Below are 15,626 nucleotides of genomic sequence, written 5' to 3'. Positions count from 1 at the left end.
CACAAGCGCATTTGTAATCAAATCTGCTTAATATTCATGAACATCCGATTCTATTTATGTTGTTTCCTGCTGAACCATTTTATTGTTAAAGTAATCATAAATAGCTTCAGCAACTTTTTGATTGATGCCATCCACTTCAAGGAGATCTTCCACAGTTGCCTGTCGAATGCCCTCTATGGATTTGAAGTGTTTCATCAAGTTGGTACGTCTTGTTTTACCTATCCCCGGAATGTCATCCAGCACCGAATATGTCATTTGTTTATTTCTTAATGACCGATGGTACTCAATGGCAAATCTATGAACCTCTTCCTGAATGGAAGCCACATATCTATAGACTTCATGATTGGATTTCAGGTTCACCATATCTCCATTATAATACAAACGATCGGTTTTGTGTTTATCATCCTTAACCATGCCTGCAACAGGAATATTAATATCCAGAGCCTTAAGTACATCAAGGACGCTATTCACATGACCTTTACCGCCATCTATGAGAAGCAAATCTGGAAAAACAGAGAAACTTCCCTTGTCCACCCCTGTCTTTTTTAACTCTTCTAATTCTTCAAGCCCCCGCTTGAAACGCCGGTACAAAATTTCCATCATGGAACCATAGTCGTTAGCCCCTTCAATGGTCTTAACCTTGAACCGCCTGTAATCACTACGTTTTTTTACACCATTTTCAAAGACAACCATAGACCCCACCGACAAGACCCCATAAATATTAGAAATGTCGTAGGCTTCTATTCTTCGAATGGGCTTGCCCGTTTGAAGCAAGGACTCTAAATTGTCTCGTATAAGCTGTCGTTTGTACTTATCAATTTCAATTTGCTCTTTAAATTTCTCAATATACTCCTCGGCGTTTTTCTTGACCAGATCGGCCACCTTTTTCTTTTCCCCACGCTTAGGCACAAGAACCTTGACCTTGTAGTCAGCCTTTTGAGTCAGCCAGTCTGCAAGAAGATCTTGATCATTCGGCGTATCCGACAAGATAACTTCTTTTGGTATAAAGGATGTTCCGCTGTAGTGCTGGACAACAAAGCTGGATAGTATCTCACCTATAGACTCCGTTTCAGTATCATCTAATATGAATTTCTCATTGCCTATAAGCTTTCCGCTTCTTACGAAGAAAAGCATAATGCATGTCTGTCCCATTTCACGTGCCCATGAAATAATATCCTGATTGACATCAGATGTTGTGACAACACGCTGTTTCACTTGAAGCCTCTGAATGGCCTCGAGCTGATTTCTATACATAGCGGCCTTTTCAAAATTAAGGATTTCGGCTGCCGCTTTCATTTTATCCTCTATTTTAGGAATGAGCATTTCGTACTTGCCACTTAAAAACTGAATGATTTCTGCGATGACTTCCATGTACTCATCATGATGTACATCTCCCTTGCAAGGGCCAAGACACTGACCAATATGAAAATTCAAGCAGGGTCTCTCATTGTTTTTTTCCAAATTTCGACTGCATTTTCTTATAGGATAAATTCTATTAATGGTATCTATGGTTTTATTAACCGCATCCACATCAGTATATGGACCAAAATACTTGGCCTTATCTTTTAAGAGTCTTCTTGTTTTAATAACCCTTGGAAAGTGCTCATTCATAGTCACTTTAATATAAGGATAAGTCTTGTCGTCTCTAAGAAGGATGTTGAATCTAGGCTGATGCTTTTTAATAAGGGTTGCTTCAAGAATCAGCGCTTCCATTTCTGTATCGGTGATAATGTACTCAAACTCAGTGATATTGACAACCATGGTCTGGACTTTGGTGGTATGGGAATTAAAACCTCTAAAATAAGATGTGACCCTATTCTTAAGGTTTTTGGACTTGCCCACATATATAATATGATTGTCCTTATCTTTCATCAAATAGACACCCGGTTTCTCCGGTAGTTTTTTTAGTTGATCTTTTATATTCACTCGTCTACACCTCTAGAAAAATTATATCCTTTATTAAATATATGCACAAGTTTTGTCGACTATATATCGACTTATTTGACTTTATCCCATTCAATGTCAATGATTTATTCAAGCCAGTCGGTCAAGACTTTCGAACGGATTCCTCTGAAAATACATATTCATAGCTCAACTATACTCTACCCATGACTTAGGCTACTAAAGTCAAGCATATAAACGGATAGAAACGAAGGCCTTTTAATAAAACGAACATATTTCAAAATTGAAATATCTATTTCATTTTCACAGGCGCCATTAAAGTTTATAATGGTAGTGACCCTGGTGATGACTTTCTATTTTATGGCACTTATTCTTGTATTATTAAGTGACGCCCTGGGCTAATAAAGGAGGTTTACATGTTTAAGCATCGCAGTCTTATTTCTATTATCGCATTTATGGCATGCATCACAATATTTTCATTTGTCATGCCCCAGTTCGATTTCATTTTTGCAACAGACCTAAACCTGTTGAACAGCACACTTGCACTTATAATTATCATTTTTCCTGGTGTTGAAGCCCTCGTTCGGCATTTCATGACATCAAAGGCCTATGACCCGGGTAAATTTTTCTTTTCAGTGACCATGAATGAAAATTATACGCGACAAGGCGTTTATTATGCCATACTCATAGCTGTCATTCTCATTATGCCTTTTGCTCGTGGCAGTGTATATGTGACACTCACTCAAGTTATAATCAGTACGATTTTTTGGCTCTTCGTTTCTGCTGGCCTTCTTTTCATAACACAAAAGAAAACCAAGGTTCATTTTATGAACGACGCCATCATCATCAAGGGCATTGACCTGCGCCTTGAGTTCCCATTGAATGATCCAATACGTTCGAACTCAGGTGTTTACACATTTAGAGACTTTGCAGGCTTCTATGTGGAAGGGGCAGACATTCAGCTTTTCCTCAAGGACAAGCAAGGCCATATTAAGGCAAGCCTACCACAGGACAAGGTTCAACATATTATTGCCTTCCTGCTCAGTAAAGAAATTAAACGCCTTCAAATGCATGAAGTTGGCGAGTATTAAAAAAGTCTATATTTAAACATAAATTATTATCCCCCCATTTTCTTATGCAGGGGGATTTTTTGTTTTAAACACTGTCAAATTTATAGATTTAAGTCCTCAACATGCATATATAGAACCTGTGAGTTTTTAACAGCTATTACGGTCTGACGAAAAGGCTAAACTGATATACTGCAGGTTGTTCATCTAGGAGCTTATAAGGATTCAGTCTTTATAAAGGTGTTTTATACAGGATGTTTTAACATTGGAATGACAGAAACTTCGATTTCTTATTTTACCAGTTTCATAAATTTAAAAAGGGGCTGTTGAGGAATGAATCACATATAGCATTCATTCTTCAACAGCCCCAAAACCAAACCTATAAGACAAGCCGATGTCTTTTTATATTCGTCGTAACAATTTATAGTTCTCTTGACTCAACTTTAATCTTTTACAGCTTCTCCACCTTAGTGCCTACAAACTTCTTTAGTGCAAAGGTATTAAAACTTTGATCAAAACATATGGTGTAAATTTGTGTGAGAGACCGCATGAGTTAACTAGCCAATCAAAGTTCAAAGCGTATAATCTTATCGTTTATCATGAGCACTTATAAAGGCTGTCTGGCTATAGGTCGGCATATTTCTATTTTTACTTTTTAAACCCTCTAAGCCTTTTATGTCAAAGGGCTAGAAAATTGAATACAAAATGCCTTCCAATTCCGCTTTAGAAACCGGGCGTGGATTTGTCTTAGTACACATATCCATAAGAGCGTCTTCAGCCATTTGAGGAACAGCTTTAAAGTATTCTTCTCGGTCAATGCCCATATCCCTTAGGGCATGAGGTATTTCAAGTTTTTCATTGAAATGTTCAATGAGGGACACAAAGGCCTCTATACTTGTGGCCGAATTGTCCGTTTCAATACCAAGCAAAGATGCCACTTTCACATATGGGGCCCCATGGCTCTCAAATGTTTGATCTGTAAGCCCAGCGTTAAAGGCAACCACCTTTGGAAGAAGTATGGCATTGGCACGACCATGACTGATATGGAAATGAGCGCCCAAAGTGTGGGCCAAACTATGATTTATACCTAAACCAGCGTTTGTAAAACTCACACCCGCCATGCAACTCGCTTCATGCATTCGTGCGCGTTCCACTCGGTTTTGCCCATTGTAATAGACCTTCAACAGACTTGAAAAAGCCATTTTTAGTGCATTTTGTGCATACATGGTCGAAAGGGATGACCCATCCGGAGACACGAAGGCTTCAAGAGCATGGGTGATCACATCCATACCCGTGTCTGCAGTAACCCCCTTGGGCACACTCATTGTAAAGGTCGGATCAAGAATGGCCACATCTGGAAGCATAATCTTATCAGATAATGGTATCTTGCGTTGATGTTCATGGTCTGTAATCACAGAGTATGACGTCACTTCTGACCCAGTGCCTGATGTGGTTGGAATGGCCACAAACTCTGGCTTCACAATTTTTGAGGTTTCAATTAATATTTCTTTTGTCTTAATGCAGAAATATATAATGGCTTTTGCCGCATCAATGACTGAACCCCCACCAACCGCAATAAGAGCCCCTAGCTTATTTTCAATAATATGATGAAGACCCTCGTACACTGTTTCAAGAGATGGATTGGCTTCAACACTGTCAAATATATGATAGTCAATTTGCCTAGAGTCTAAAATATCAGTTATCCGTTTAACGGCACCAAGTTCCACCATGACCTTATCTGATACAATGCACACAGAATCAGCTTTTAGTGTCTTTAAGTAGTCTAGACCATCATGACCACTGATGATTTCGGTGGATAATACAAAACGATCCACATTATCACTTCTTTCTCTTATCTATAGCTGTTCCCAGTTGGCAGGATAAACAACGTACATAAAACGGCATTTGTCCGGTGAGCTAAACTGGATTTTTGTATTCCTTGGAATAAGGATCACATCGCCCTTTTGACCCACAATCTTTCGACCATCAATGATGATTTCCAGTGTGCCGTCAATGATGTAATCAACCTCATCATACTTCAGAGTCCAGTCAAATACAGTCTGGTCCATCTCCATGATGCCTGCACCAATTCTTGGACTTTCATCTAGAGAGAATATATCCGTTAAGAAGACCTTATCGCCTTCTTTTCCTGTGTCAAACGGTTCAGGTTTAATATCAGCTGCTTTTACAGAAATCACACCGCTCTTATCTACAACACGACCAGGTGAAGAAGCCTGTCCAAGTTGTTGTTCAATAACTTTGCGTACAATTTCTTCGATCATTTCACGTTGAATATTTTCCACTTTGAATCCCACTTTCTCAAATGTTTCATTCATAGTCATTCTATTTCTTTATTTTTTCACTTCTTTTTAATCCGTTTTGTGCGATTTGCAAAATATTGACTCTTATCACTCTAGAGTCTTCGAAATACCATATAAAATTCATAAGCTTCAACAGAGATTTTCATATAGAGTATCGCAAGTCGCTTAAGGATTTCTTTTCCTGATTTTGATACACTCGAACCCTGCAAACATACTTATCCAAGCAGGATTCGAGATTATGTAACTATGCTGCCTTTTTTTCTGCTTTAGAAGCTGATTGGTATTTTACAAGGACTAGAGCTACCATAATAGCTGTAACACCACCAACAAGCTTGCCGACAACCATAGGGAAAATCATTTCTTGAGCCACACCAGCTGTAAAGCCTAGGTGGTCACCGAATACAAAAGATGCACTTACTGCGAAAGCAACGTTTATAACCTTACCACGCTCATCCATGTCCTTCATAAGACCAAACATTGGAATGTTGTTAGCAAGTGTTGCCACCATACCAGCTGCCGATACATCGTTCATACCTAGCATAGATCCCATCTTTAGCAGTGGCTTGTTGAACACCTTTGTTATAACCGCAACCATTGGGAATGCACCCGCAAGCATAAGGGCAATGTGACCAACGATTTCAATACCTTCACTTACAGGAGCCATGCCTGGAATCACAACGATGCCTGTCATTGTCTCAATAATAATAGCCGCTAGACCAATTGTGATAACAACTACAACACCCTTGCCAAATACGATGAATCCCTTGATCATTTGCTTTGGAATCATAGCAAGCCCCACAGCAAGAAGAACCGATACAATAACGATTGGAAGCAGGTTGCTAATGATCATACCGATTTCAAAACCAGCAACAAGACCGCCCACCAGACAACCTACAGGGATTGTCACAAGACCTGCCAAAATACCACGCGCTAAAAATACATGGTCTTCTTCTTTAATGATGCCTAGAGCAACAGGAATTGTAAAAACAATCGTAGGCCCCATCATAGCACCAAGAATCAGACCAGCGAAAAGTCCTGCCTCTTGACTTTGAGCCAGCTGCATAGCCAGCGGATAGCCACCCATATCATTTGCAAGAAGTGTTGTTGCAAACATCGATGGATCTGCACCCAGTGCAGAATAAAGCGGCACGACAACAGGTTCAAGAATATTGGCCAGCACAGGCGCTAGGGATACAACACCCACCATAGCTAGAGCAAGTGACCCCATGGCCATGATGCCTTCTTCGAACTGCTCTCCTAGTCCAAATTTGTTACCGATAATCTTATCAATTGCACCTAAGACCATGAAGCCAACCATAATATAAACGATGATTTCGTTAATGCTCATTTTTTCCCCTCCAGTGTTTAGAATGTATACGTTTTAAGAAGCCTTCGCAGGACCTCTTCAATCAAGTTTTCATCAACAGTGTCAAACGAGTTTTCAAGAACTTGCCTCACTATACGTGTAACTTCATTCGCTGACATTTTTTTATCTTCACTATTTTGACCAGCCTCGACAGCTTGTTCACTTTCATGAACGGATGTCATATGGCTATGAGAACAAGTCTCTTGATTCTCCTGGATATCTTTCTTTGAATCTTTTTTACTAGCTGGACGAGAGCCATACTTGATGGCAATGCCCTGGTTTCTAAGAATATCCTTCACACCAGGTGAAACAATAAAACTGCCTTCCATGTAAACTGTCTGATCAATAATGGTTAAATGTTCTTTATAATTCTTTTTCGTAAGCAGTACTTTTCCCATCTGCTTCCTCCTTGGCTTACAGTATAGCCGCCTTTAGTTCCGGGTGCATTCTTGGAATAACACTGGTGCCAAATAGCATACCACTATTTTTTCCAACTTCTTGACCCGCTGATACAGCAGACTCCACTGCACTCACATCACCAGTTAGGGTCACAAAGGCCTTGCCTCCTACAGCGTAACCTAATCTTATTTCAATGAGTGAAATATGAGCCGCTTTTGCCGCAGCATCTGCTGCGATAATAGCCGATGCAATGTTGAAATATTCAAGTGTTCCAAGAGCATCATTCACTTCTACAGTGGATGTGCCTGTAATAGCCGGAATAATGCCTGCATGCAGGCTTGGCAGTACAAGTTTATCCACCATATATGATCCAGCAATCTCCACACCAGTTTCAACAGAAGATTTGACCGCTGCAATATCTCCATGAACCATGACTATGAATTTCCCTGGACAAATGGAATGGGCCTTTAAAAGCGTCACATCTGCTACTTTAAGCATGGCATCAGCCACTTCATAGCCCTTGGCAATGCTATTGAGTTCTATTAATCCTAGAGTCCTAATCATCTTGTTCCTCCACCTGGTTTGCTGTAATTATAATACGATCTTCATAGACCTCAACCCGGCCTGATAAACTTGCATGTATTTGAGCACCTAGTGCCTCATCAGGAATTCTAGCAATGCAAGCACCTGTCTCAACATATTGTCCACTTTTAACGACAGGTTGAGCTGGCGCACCAATATGCTGCCTTAACTTTATAGTCACCGACTCGGGTGTGTATCTTATCACATCGTCTAGGTGAATATGCATGTATGGACTTAGACCTAAACGGGCAACCAGCCTATCCGTTTGAACCTGCCTATAAGGTCTCATGTCACTGGAAACTGTCTCCCCAGATTCTGGCGTGTAGCGTATGCCGTTTTGCGACAAATGCTTTTTAACAGCCTGATTCATTTTCTTTGGTGACATTTCCATGGGACATGCATACATCTCACACACACCGCATTCACAGCATAACTGGGCACTTTTTAAAGCTTCAAAATCTTTCGTGCCTGCTCCAACAGCCCGCATAATCTTGTGGGGCTCAAGGGGATGACCATTCAAGTATCTTGGGCACAAGTCCGTACACATACGGCACTGGATACATGCTGCAGATGCACGTTTTACAACCTGATCGTCTGATAAGCCGCCCTTTTCAAAAATATGATGGTCCTTTGCAAGTACAATAATGCCACCCAGGGTTTTGCTTGTATATGTGTCCTGAATGTCTAGACCATCACAATGGGCTCCCATCATAGGGCCCCCAAGAATGACTTTAAAGTCTGCCAGGCTTGCTCCACCCGCAAGCTCGATGCATTCGGAGATCCTTGTTCCCACAGGGACATGAATTAAGGTTGGTTTATGAACCGCTCCCGTTACAGTGATAATACGATGGGTCACTGCAAACTTCGTCTGCTTTTGACTCTTATATACGTCAATCACAGTTGCCACATTGGATACAACAACACCCACAGATAAAGGAATGGATGCAGGTGCAACACTATCACCTGTCACATCTTTAATCAGCATCTGTTCATCCCCTGCGGGGTAATAATTTTTTGATTCGTGTATCTCAATGTCAAGGCCTTGCTTTTCAATCTCACTGCGCACGGCTTGTATTTCTTTTTTATTCTTCGCCTTGATTCCAATAACTGATCGAGTGGCCCCAATTTGTTTTGAAATAAGGTTCACACCAGCCACAAGGTCAGCTGCCTGGTGTCTCATATAATACTTATCTGTTTCAAGAAGTGGCTCGCACTCAATGCCATTGACAATGAAACATGAGGCCTGACCACTGAATTTAACGTGGGAAGGAAATCCTGCCCCGCCCGCACCTACAATACCTGATGCTTTAACGTTTTCAATGAAGTTCAAAATCTTGCCTCCTAAATGTCCACAGTCTCATCCACATCCACTTCGTCAACAATGCCAACAACCATAGCGTCAATGGGACAATGATCTTTTTGAAGCACTTTTCTAGCTGAACTGCCTCTGACCACCATAACCGTATCACCTATGCCTGCTCCAACTGCGTCAGCCGCTGTTATTTCAGGTCTGTCCGCACCATTTAAATGGTCAATGGGCTTAATCACAAGAAACTTAAGTCCGTTAAGGGACTCTTCCTTTCGCGTTGCCCAAACATGACCAATAACTTTACCTAGAATCATAGATCCAACCTTTCTTGACCAAGAACCTAACGACTTTTATGAATCTACAACTTCAATAACCACACCAGCTTCACGTAACATGTCTTTAGCAAGAGGTGTAACCAGGTGCTTTCGTTCAATAAACAAATTCTGCATGCCAGTGTTTATAAATGACTCTGCTTGTTTTTGTCCAAGGACTTTGCTGTCTTTGAACTGAACCTCTTTTTTGAACGTCTTCATAGGGACAGGGTCCGCTTCTGTTTTAAAAGCCTCTATCACCGGCTCATATTCACTTGCTGTCAGGTTGCCTTCTTTTGTCGTGTTTTCAAAAACATCCAGACCAGAAGCTTTTAGGAGTTCATAGGCTTCTTTATATCGCTTTGTAAAAGGGGTATCAGCAATATCAGAGTTCAGGAGTTCAACGTCTTTTTCGAAAACATAGACCTTGGCACCTATGAGAAGGCCCTTGATCACACAACTCGTTACAAGATCACACGGATTTCCATTGTATATGGATATGAGTTGTCTATTGGTCAGTCTTGGTATCAATAGAGGATGTCTATCCTTCCAAATATCTTCCTGCTTCACAGTACGAAAGCCGTAAGTCTCTTCTAAACCTATTAAATCGACAGCATCGTAATCTGCGTTTTTTAAAAGCTTGAGTGGTTTCAAATGTCCTATGCGAATTAAAACTTCTTTTACCACTTCATTAATTATTTGATCGTTCACTTTACTCATCGCCTCCTTGCGGGAAACAATTCAGAGCAATCCCAAGGGGCGTAGCAAGTAGGGGTTGATCTGGTTTACACGTTTTTATACTTGTTCTCTTCTCAAATATCTTTTCCACATCCGGCAGGAGACAAGTACCACCTACAAGGCAAATCTCATCTGCCCTGTGGCCTTCAATATTTTGTGCGACAATTTCAGCCATCTTTTCAAACACAGGTCTGACAATATGCGTGACATCCTTTTGTCTTTTGGGGTCCTTCTTAATGGCTTCCGCCTCTTGAAAGTCCACCTTGAAATGGCCACTAAGCACAAGGCTAACATGGGTGCCACCTGTGGCCTCATCCACTACAAACACCACTTGACCGTCTTTTAAAATGGACAAACCAGTCGTGCCACCGCCTATGTCAACGATGACTCCGTTTTTCATTCCTATGACCGCATTGGCTGCCGTTGGTTCATCCACAATATTGCACACTTCAAGTCCTGCGCTTTCCACAACATATTGATGGGTTTTCGTGTCTTTTTCAGTCGTCCCCGGTGGAATGGCTATCGCAGCATGGAGCAATGTTTCACCCAATCGTTCTTCCAGCTTCCCCTTCAGACGACGCACTATGTCACAGGCTCCCATATAGTCAACAACCAGACCATCTTTAAGAACCTGAGCAAACTCAAGTTCCACTGCCACTGGATTGTCATTTTCATCGATAACAACCAAAACGATATAGGCTGTACCAAGATCGACTCCCACGCGGTACTGGCCCTTAGAGGGAAATGTTTCTGTTATGGCACTGGATGCTTTTTCAATAAGTCGATTGGCTTGCTCCAAATTCATTAGCGATCACCTTTTTCCTGAATGATTTTTCCCACTGAGTCTTTCGTCAGACCGACAGCGTTGGCTTCGTCATAGTCTATATGCATGCTCAGTCTATACGAATCCTTTACACGTACAAGGACGTCATCAAAGACAAGAGGTCGCTCGCCTGTCACTTTAACCATGACAATATCTTTGTCAGTCACTTGAAGGGCTTTGGCCTCTTCCGGACGCATATGAATATGACGTTTTGCTGCTATGACTGTACCTTTTGCCTCAAGGCACTTGCCACCGGCAGAGATAACTATGTCTTCAGCGCCTTCCAGGTCTCCGGAATCCCTTATAAGACCACGTAGACCCAAAGCGCGGGCATCTGTTCTTGACACTTCAACTTGTGTTTTTGAACGACAAGGGCCAAGCACCGCCACACCAGAGATCACACCCTTTGGTCCAATCAGTGTCACTTTCTCCTTGCAAAGGTATTGACCTGGCTGAGAGAGTTCCTTGACTTGTGTCAGTTCAGACTTTCCAAACAGGGTCATGGCATCTTCCTTGCTCAGATGAACGTGTCGTCCCGATGCTTCCACTTGGAAGCTGTCGACTGTCTTGCTTAGGCCTGTTTGCCCAAGAATTTGCTCTACAATGGTTTCCACTAATTTACGTATATCTTCAGATTTCATAATTACACTTCCTATTTTTTTGCTGTGTGTTCCCCAAGCGTTCGACACATTAGAATATAGATCGCACTGCTAAGTCGATTCAAAGTGCGAATAATGTCTTGATGTGTTACCACAGTGCCCGTTCTAAATGTTTGCATGCCAGCCACTTCAAGCTCTCTGACTTGAGTTCGTAAAGCATTTAGGCCAATAATAGCCTCACCCATGCTTGCATCCGGTACAAAATGTTTGACACCATAGTACTTTTTAGGGTTATGAGAATGTGCTCTAATTCCGCTTTCATCTAGTCCAAAGAGCGTTCCAGTCTCAAGGGGCAAATCTTTCACTTCTGACATTAGGATGTTTCGTGTGAGTTCTAAAACTTCTTCTAGATCCGTCACAAGGTCTTCCATGCCCAGATTTTTTAATGTGATCTGGAGAGAGAGAATCCGGCTTTGAAAACTGTCCAGTTTCCCCCTAAAAACAATACGAGCATCATCCTTGAACACAAGCCTGTTTCCATATAAATGGGTCATGTATTCTGGTTTTTCTTCGTACATGCCTCCATCGTATTCAGATACAAATTTAGGCTGAAATCCCTGTTCCATGACTTCAAAAGGCTTGTAGTCATTTGTTTTATATCCAGATTCAGGTTTTGCTTTTGCATCAGAATTTTGTGAGTTGTTTTCTCCATCTGACTTCCCTTTAAGAGCCTCTGTGATTTTGAGCTCAACACCCTTTTCACGCAAATACTGCTTGGCTGAAGGTGTTAAAATATCACTCTTTTTCACTTCTAAAACCTTTGGAACCTCTTTTTTAAAGTCACTTCTTAGTACACTTTCCGTGATCACACTCATGGCCTGCCTCCTTTAAAGGGGGAGTCTACGTAGACTCCCCACTTTCCTTATCCAGTGCTTAGTCAGCTGAAAGGATTGAAGGAAGAATTGATTCCACTTCGCCATGTGGTCTTGGAATAACGTGAACTGAAACCAGTTCGCCAACACGTTCAGCCGCTGCAGCACCTGCATCCGTTGCCGCCTTAACAGCACCAACATCACCACGTACAAGAACAGTTACTAGACCACCGCCCACTTTTTCCTTGCCAACAAGTGTTACGTTTGCTGCCTTAACCATTGCGTCTGCTGCTTCAACTGCGCCAACAAGTCCCTTAGTTTCGATCATTCCAAGTGCGTTTAGTGTAGCCATAATAAAAATCCTCCTTAGGTATTCATCTTATTTATTGTTTGTATTGAAGCTCTCTAGGCCTTACAAGAAAACCAAGTTTAACCTATGAGGCTCCATAAATTTTCATGATATTCTCAAGTGTTTATTTTGAAAGGGCTTCCATCACCATCGCGCAAATGGCATCAATGTCGATGTTTTCCTCTTCTTTAACTGGTGCTGGCGTTTCTGTTTCAAGACCATAAGCCATAGCACGCTTGTTAATCAGGTTTAGTGGTGTCACATTGTCACTTGTAGCACTGCCACCCACTGTGCCGCAGCCTAGTGTGAAGGATGGAGCAAGTCCCGTGCTTAGACCAACAGCACCGTGTGTTGATGGTGTGTTCACAAGGAATCTTGAAACCGGTTTGGCCAGGGCAAAAGCTCGTATAACATCTTCATCATTTGAATGAAGTGATAGAGTATGTCCTAACCCACCATTTTCAAGAAGCTGAATGCAAAGTTCGCAAGCTTCTTTCCAGTCATTTACAACATAAAAGCCCATAAGCTGTGTCAGCTTTTCTTTAGAGAAAGGATGCTTTCTGCCAACGCCTGGTTCATCACTAAGAAGAAGGGTCGTTCCATCAGGAATTTCAATACCAGCCATGTCAGCAATGTACTGAGCGCTTCTTCCTACAATAGCAGGGTTCATGCCACCATTTGGACGTTCCATAATGGCTTTAACTTTTTCTAGGGCTTGCCCCTTTAAGAAGAAACCGCCATTATCTATGATCGCTTGACGCGCCTTGTCTTCATTGCATGTTTCAACAATGATCGACTGTTCAGACACACACACTGTGCCGTAATCAAAGCCTTTAGAACGCATGATTTTTTCCACTGCAACTTTTACGTCGGCTGTACGCTCAATGAATGCAGGCACATTGCCCGGGCCAACACCTAGAGCCGGTGTGCCAGAACTATAAGCCGCCTTAACCATCGCAGATCCACCTGTAGCTAGAATCATGTTGACATCATCGTGCTTCATAAGAACATCAACAGCCTCCATGGTTGGGATAGAAATACAGCTGACCAAATCTGCTGAAACGTTCGCCTTGATACAAGCTTCTTTTAAAACAGAAACTGTTTCTGAAATGCATCTTAATGCGGATGGATGTGGGCTAAAAACTATACTATTCCCCGCCTTTAAAGAAATCAAAGTCTTGTAAATGACTGTCGATGTCGGGTTTGTTGATGGAATGAGTCCTGCAATAACACCCATTGGCACACCGATCTCTACAACTTTTTTCTCTGCATCTTCATTTAGGATGCCTACAGTTTTCATATCTTTCATATAAGCATTCAGTTTTTCACTGGCAAGGACATTTTTTGCCTTCTTATCTTGCCATTTCCCGAATCCTGTTTCTTCATTTGCCATTTTGGCAAGCTTCTCTGCGTTTTCAAATGCCGCCTTTGCTAGTACATCAACGACCTTGTTAATAGATGCCTGATCAAGTTTTGAAAATGATTTTTGAGCTTCTTTTGCTCGGCTGACCAGATCTCTTACTTCTTGAATAGATCGCAGGTCTTTATCCAAATTCACCACGGTTAATGACCTCCTTTTATATGGTCGCGAATAGCTTCTATGAGTTGTTTCTTATTCGCGTATTTTATGTTGTTTCGCTGCATTGTTGTGATCTCAAGCTGTCGAGCTAGGCGTCTAAGCTGAGTGACTTTTAGTTTGACTATGCCACTGTTTCCAAAGACATCATAGCTTTTACCACCGAATGTCACTTTGTCTTGACTCTCTTTTTCAACATCAGAGTTTTCTTCTTCGCAGTCCACTTCATTCAATTTCACTTTTTCAGTTTCTGAATTTGAAGTCACTGAATCATTTTTCTCTGACTTGAACTGATCTGCATTTAGACCACTTGCAGCGTCTTGCTTGATTGAATTTATGTCAGGGTCTTGAGTGCTCTTATTACGACCATCGATGTTTAGGTTTTTCTTTTGTTTTTGCTCTTCTTGCGGCTTCTCATTTGACGCTTGTTTTAATTTCTGTCTAGCTTTAGATGTATTACTCTCACTGTCATCTGGTTGAAAAAGAACTTCAAGACCAGATGCCAGTCTAGGTATAACATGGGATGACACAAGTTGACCAACTCTCGAGGCCGCTGAACTGCCTGCATCAACAGCTGATTGTACCGCTGAAACATCACCAGACAGGTAAACGGTCACCATACCACCTGTTGAGAGTTCCTTGCCCTGACAAGTCACATTGGCTGATTTCAGTGCCGCGTCAAGCGCCTCAATGGCGCCGACATACCCTTTGGTTTCAATAAGTCCAATAGCACGATTCATAAGGGACTCCTAATACTTCGTCGGGTTGTCTGCTACAAACATAACAGCATCTGCAAATGCATCACACGCCGCTTTACAAGCTGACTGACTGCCTGTGAGCATACCGCCGCCAAAGTTTGTTTCAGATGGTGGTCCAAAGAACTGTACCATTTTAACGTCTGCTGCCTTTAGGGCTGCATCAAGGGCATACATGGCTTCAATTGGTGGAGCAATCAGATATGCAATGGCTTCGCCTTCAGGAATGTTGCATTCGCTAGACAGGTATGTACCTGTTCTTGACACACAGTGAGCGTAGTAAGCAATGCTGTCGTCCTCATTTGCACTGTAGAAGCAAGCATCGTTCTCTACAAAATCAATCACTGCGTTGACACCACTTTTAACTTCAGCCGGTGTCGGACCAGAAAGGATTCCGATAAATTCGCCAGCCAGTTTCGTATTTGCATTGGCCGCACCACCGTAGAAGGACTTGGCATATACAACAGATACCTCTGCTTTTTTTGTCGCTTCATCTAAGGCTGTGTAACCCACATCATCGCAATCTGTTGTGATCATGCCGATCGATCTATGATCATCTGGCAGATTCAGTTCTTTTTTCATATCGTCATCCACATTGGGAATCATTTTGACGCTGAGTACACTGGCCTTTAAAGGATCATTCTTCATTTTCAGTAC

At 41.8% G+C, this 15,626-nt stretch carries 17 protein-coding genes; 1 reads left to right on the top strand and 16 read right to left on the bottom strand.

The window, feature by feature from the left end; all coding sequences use genetic code 11:
* Positions 1 to 54: 54 nt before the first annotated feature.
* Positions 55 to 1,926, bottom strand: a complete 1,872-nt coding sequence (gene uvrC, locus ACQ4KW_RS05205) for an excinuclease ABC subunit UvrC (protein WP_430885472.1) — start codon at positions 1,924 to 1,926, stop codon at positions 55 to 57.
* 392 nt (positions 1,927 to 2,318) lie between these two features.
* On the opposite strand from uvrC, the gene ACQ4KW_RS05200 reads away from it, so the two are divergent.
* The gene (locus ACQ4KW_RS05200; RefSeq protein WP_430885471.1) at positions 2,319 to 2,993 is read left to right on the top strand and encodes a hypothetical protein; all 675 of its coding nucleotides are present in this window, start codon (positions 2,319 to 2,321) and stop codon (positions 2,991 to 2,993) included.
* A gap of 662 nt (positions 2,994 to 3,655) precedes the next feature.
* Here ACQ4KW_RS05200 and ACQ4KW_RS05195 read toward each other — a convergent pair.
* From ACQ4KW_RS05195 to eutL, 15 genes are all read right to left on the bottom strand, one after another.
* Positions 3,656 to 4,804 (bottom strand): 1-propanol dehydrogenase PduQ, encoded by a 1,149-nt coding sequence (locus ACQ4KW_RS05195; protein ID WP_430885470.1) that lies wholly within the window; start codon positions 4,802 to 4,804, stop codon positions 3,656 to 3,658.
* A 21-nt stretch (positions 4,805 to 4,825) separates the two neighbouring features.
* Positions 4,826 to 5,311, bottom strand: coding sequence for a cupin domain-containing protein (locus ACQ4KW_RS05190; protein ID WP_430885469.1), 486 nt, complete (start codon positions 5,309 to 5,311; stop codon positions 4,826 to 4,828).
* Positions 5,312 to 5,534: 223 nt separating this feature from the next.
* Positions 5,535 to 6,638 carry an ethanolamine utilization protein EutH gene (eutH, locus tag ACQ4KW_RS05185; RefSeq protein WP_430885468.1) on the bottom strand — a complete coding sequence of 368 codons (1,104 nt, stop codon included), beginning with the start codon at positions 6,636 to 6,638 and terminating at the stop codon, positions 5,535 to 5,537.
* A 17-nt stretch (positions 6,639 to 6,655) separates the two neighbouring features.
* Entirely contained in the window at positions 6,656 to 7,054 is a 399-nt protein-coding gene (locus ACQ4KW_RS05180; RefSeq protein ID WP_430885467.1) for a hypothetical protein, read from the bottom strand.
* Between the two features lie 16 nt (positions 7,055 to 7,070).
* Positions 7,071 to 7,619, bottom strand: a complete 549-nt coding sequence (locus ACQ4KW_RS05175; RefSeq protein WP_430885466.1) for a BMC domain-containing protein — start codon at positions 7,617 to 7,619, stop codon at positions 7,071 to 7,073.
* On the bottom strand, positions 7,612 to 8,967 hold the full coding sequence (locus tag ACQ4KW_RS05170; RefSeq protein ID WP_430885465.1) for a 4Fe-4S dicluster domain-containing protein: 1,356 nt from the start codon (positions 8,965 to 8,967) through the stop codon (positions 7,612 to 7,614). Before ACQ4KW_RS05170 ends, ACQ4KW_RS05175 begins: the two co-directional genes overlap by 8 nt.
* A gap of 11 nt (positions 8,968 to 8,978) precedes the next feature.
* Positions 8,979 to 9,260, bottom strand: a complete 282-nt coding sequence (locus tag ACQ4KW_RS05165; protein WP_430885464.1) for a EutN/CcmL family microcompartment protein — start codon at positions 9,258 to 9,260, stop codon at positions 8,979 to 8,981.
* Between the two features lie 36 nt (positions 9,261 to 9,296).
* A complete protein-coding gene (locus tag ACQ4KW_RS05160; RefSeq protein ID WP_430885463.1) occupies positions 9,297 to 9,968 on the bottom strand; it encodes a hypothetical protein in 672 nt (223 codons plus the stop codon).
* A gap of 1 nt (position 9,969) precedes the next feature.
* Positions 9,970 to 10,800 (bottom strand): ethanolamine utilization protein EutJ, encoded by an 831-nt coding sequence (gene eutJ, locus ACQ4KW_RS05155; RefSeq protein ID WP_430885462.1) that lies wholly within the window; start codon positions 10,798 to 10,800, stop codon positions 9,970 to 9,972.
* A complete protein-coding gene (gene pduL, locus ACQ4KW_RS05150; RefSeq protein ID WP_430885461.1) occupies positions 10,800 to 11,459 on the bottom strand; it encodes a phosphate propanoyltransferase in 660 nt (219 codons plus the stop codon). The genes eutJ and pduL overlap by 1 nt, the downstream gene beginning before the upstream one ends.
* An 11-nt stretch (positions 11,460 to 11,470) precedes the next feature.
* The gene (locus tag ACQ4KW_RS05145) at positions 11,471 to 12,292 is read right to left on the bottom strand and encodes a cobalamin adenosyltransferase (protein ID WP_430885460.1); all 822 of its coding nucleotides are present in this window, start codon (positions 12,290 to 12,292) and stop codon (positions 11,471 to 11,473) included.
* A gap of 58 nt (positions 12,293 to 12,350) precedes the next feature.
* A complete protein-coding gene (eutM, locus tag ACQ4KW_RS05140) occupies positions 12,351 to 12,641 on the bottom strand; it encodes an ethanolamine utilization microcompartment protein EutM (protein WP_430885459.1) in 291 nt (96 codons plus the stop codon).
* 121 nt (positions 12,642 to 12,762) lie between these two features.
* Positions 12,763 to 14,199: an acetaldehyde dehydrogenase (acetylating) gene (locus ACQ4KW_RS05135; RefSeq protein ID WP_430885458.1), complete on the bottom strand. Its 1,437-nt coding sequence runs from the start codon at positions 14,197 to 14,199 to the stop codon at positions 12,763 to 12,765.
* Positions 14,200 to 14,201: 2 nt separating this feature from the next.
* Entirely contained in the window at positions 14,202 to 14,954 is a 753-nt protein-coding gene (locus ACQ4KW_RS05130) for a BMC domain-containing protein (RefSeq protein ID WP_430885457.1), read from the bottom strand.
* 9 nt (positions 14,955 to 14,963) lie between these two features.
* Positions 14,964 to 15,617 carry an ethanolamine utilization microcompartment protein EutL gene (gene eutL, locus ACQ4KW_RS05125; protein ID WP_430885456.1) on the bottom strand — a complete coding sequence of 218 codons (654 nt, stop codon included), beginning with the start codon at positions 15,615 to 15,617 and terminating at the stop codon, positions 14,964 to 14,966.
* Between the last annotated feature and the right edge of the window lie 9 nt (positions 15,618 to 15,626).

Origin of the sequence: Tianxiuia mixotrophica (assembly GCF_050596425.1) — a bacterium.
Lineage (GTDB): Bacteria > Bacillota > Clostridia > Peptostreptococcales > Acidaminobacteraceae.
Note: the sequence above shows the minus strand (reverse complement) of the source record. Positions and strands in the feature narration are given on the sequence as shown.

Coding starts and splice junctions, on each gene's coding strand:
- ACQ4KW_RS05200 (WP_430885471.1), top strand. CDS start 2,319: ATGTTTAAGCATCGCAGTCTTATTTCTATTATCGCATTTATGGCATGC.
- ACQ4KW_RS05190 (WP_430885469.1), bottom strand. CDS start 5,311: ATGACTATGAATGAAACATTTGAGAAAGTGGGATTCAAAGTGGAAAAT.
- eutH (WP_430885468.1), bottom strand. CDS start 6,638: ATGAGCATTAACGAAATCATCGTTTATATTATGGTTGGCTTCATGGTC.
- ACQ4KW_RS05180 (WP_430885467.1), bottom strand. CDS start 7,054: ATGGGAAAAGTACTGCTTACGAAAAAGAATTATAAAGAACATTTAACC.
- ACQ4KW_RS05175 (WP_430885466.1), bottom strand. CDS start 7,619: ATGATTAGGACTCTAGGATTAATAGAACTCAATAGCATTGCCAAGGGC.
- ACQ4KW_RS05165 (WP_430885464.1), bottom strand. CDS start 9,260: ATGATTCTAGGTAAAGTTATTGGTCATGTTTGGGCAACGCGAAAGGAA.
- eutJ (WP_430885462.1), bottom strand. CDS start 10,800: ATGAATTTGGAGCAAGCCAATCGACTTATTGAAAAAGCATCCAGTGCC.
- pduL (WP_430885461.1), bottom strand. CDS start 11,459: ATGAAATCTGAAGATATACGTAAATTAGTGGAAACCATTGTAGAGCAA.
- ACQ4KW_RS05145 (WP_430885460.1), bottom strand. CDS start 12,292: ATGAGTGTGATCACGGAAAGTGTACTAAGAAGTGACTTTAAAAAAGAG.
- eutM (WP_430885459.1), bottom strand. CDS start 12,641: ATGGCTACACTAAACGCACTTGGAATGATCGAAACTAAGGGACTTGTT.
- ACQ4KW_RS05130 (WP_430885457.1), bottom strand. CDS start 14,954: ATGAATCGTGCTATTGGACTTATTGAAACCAAAGGGTATGTCGGCGCC.
- eutL (WP_430885456.1), bottom strand. CDS start 15,617: ATGAAGAATGATCCTTTAAAGGCCAGTGTACTCAGCGTCAAAATGATT.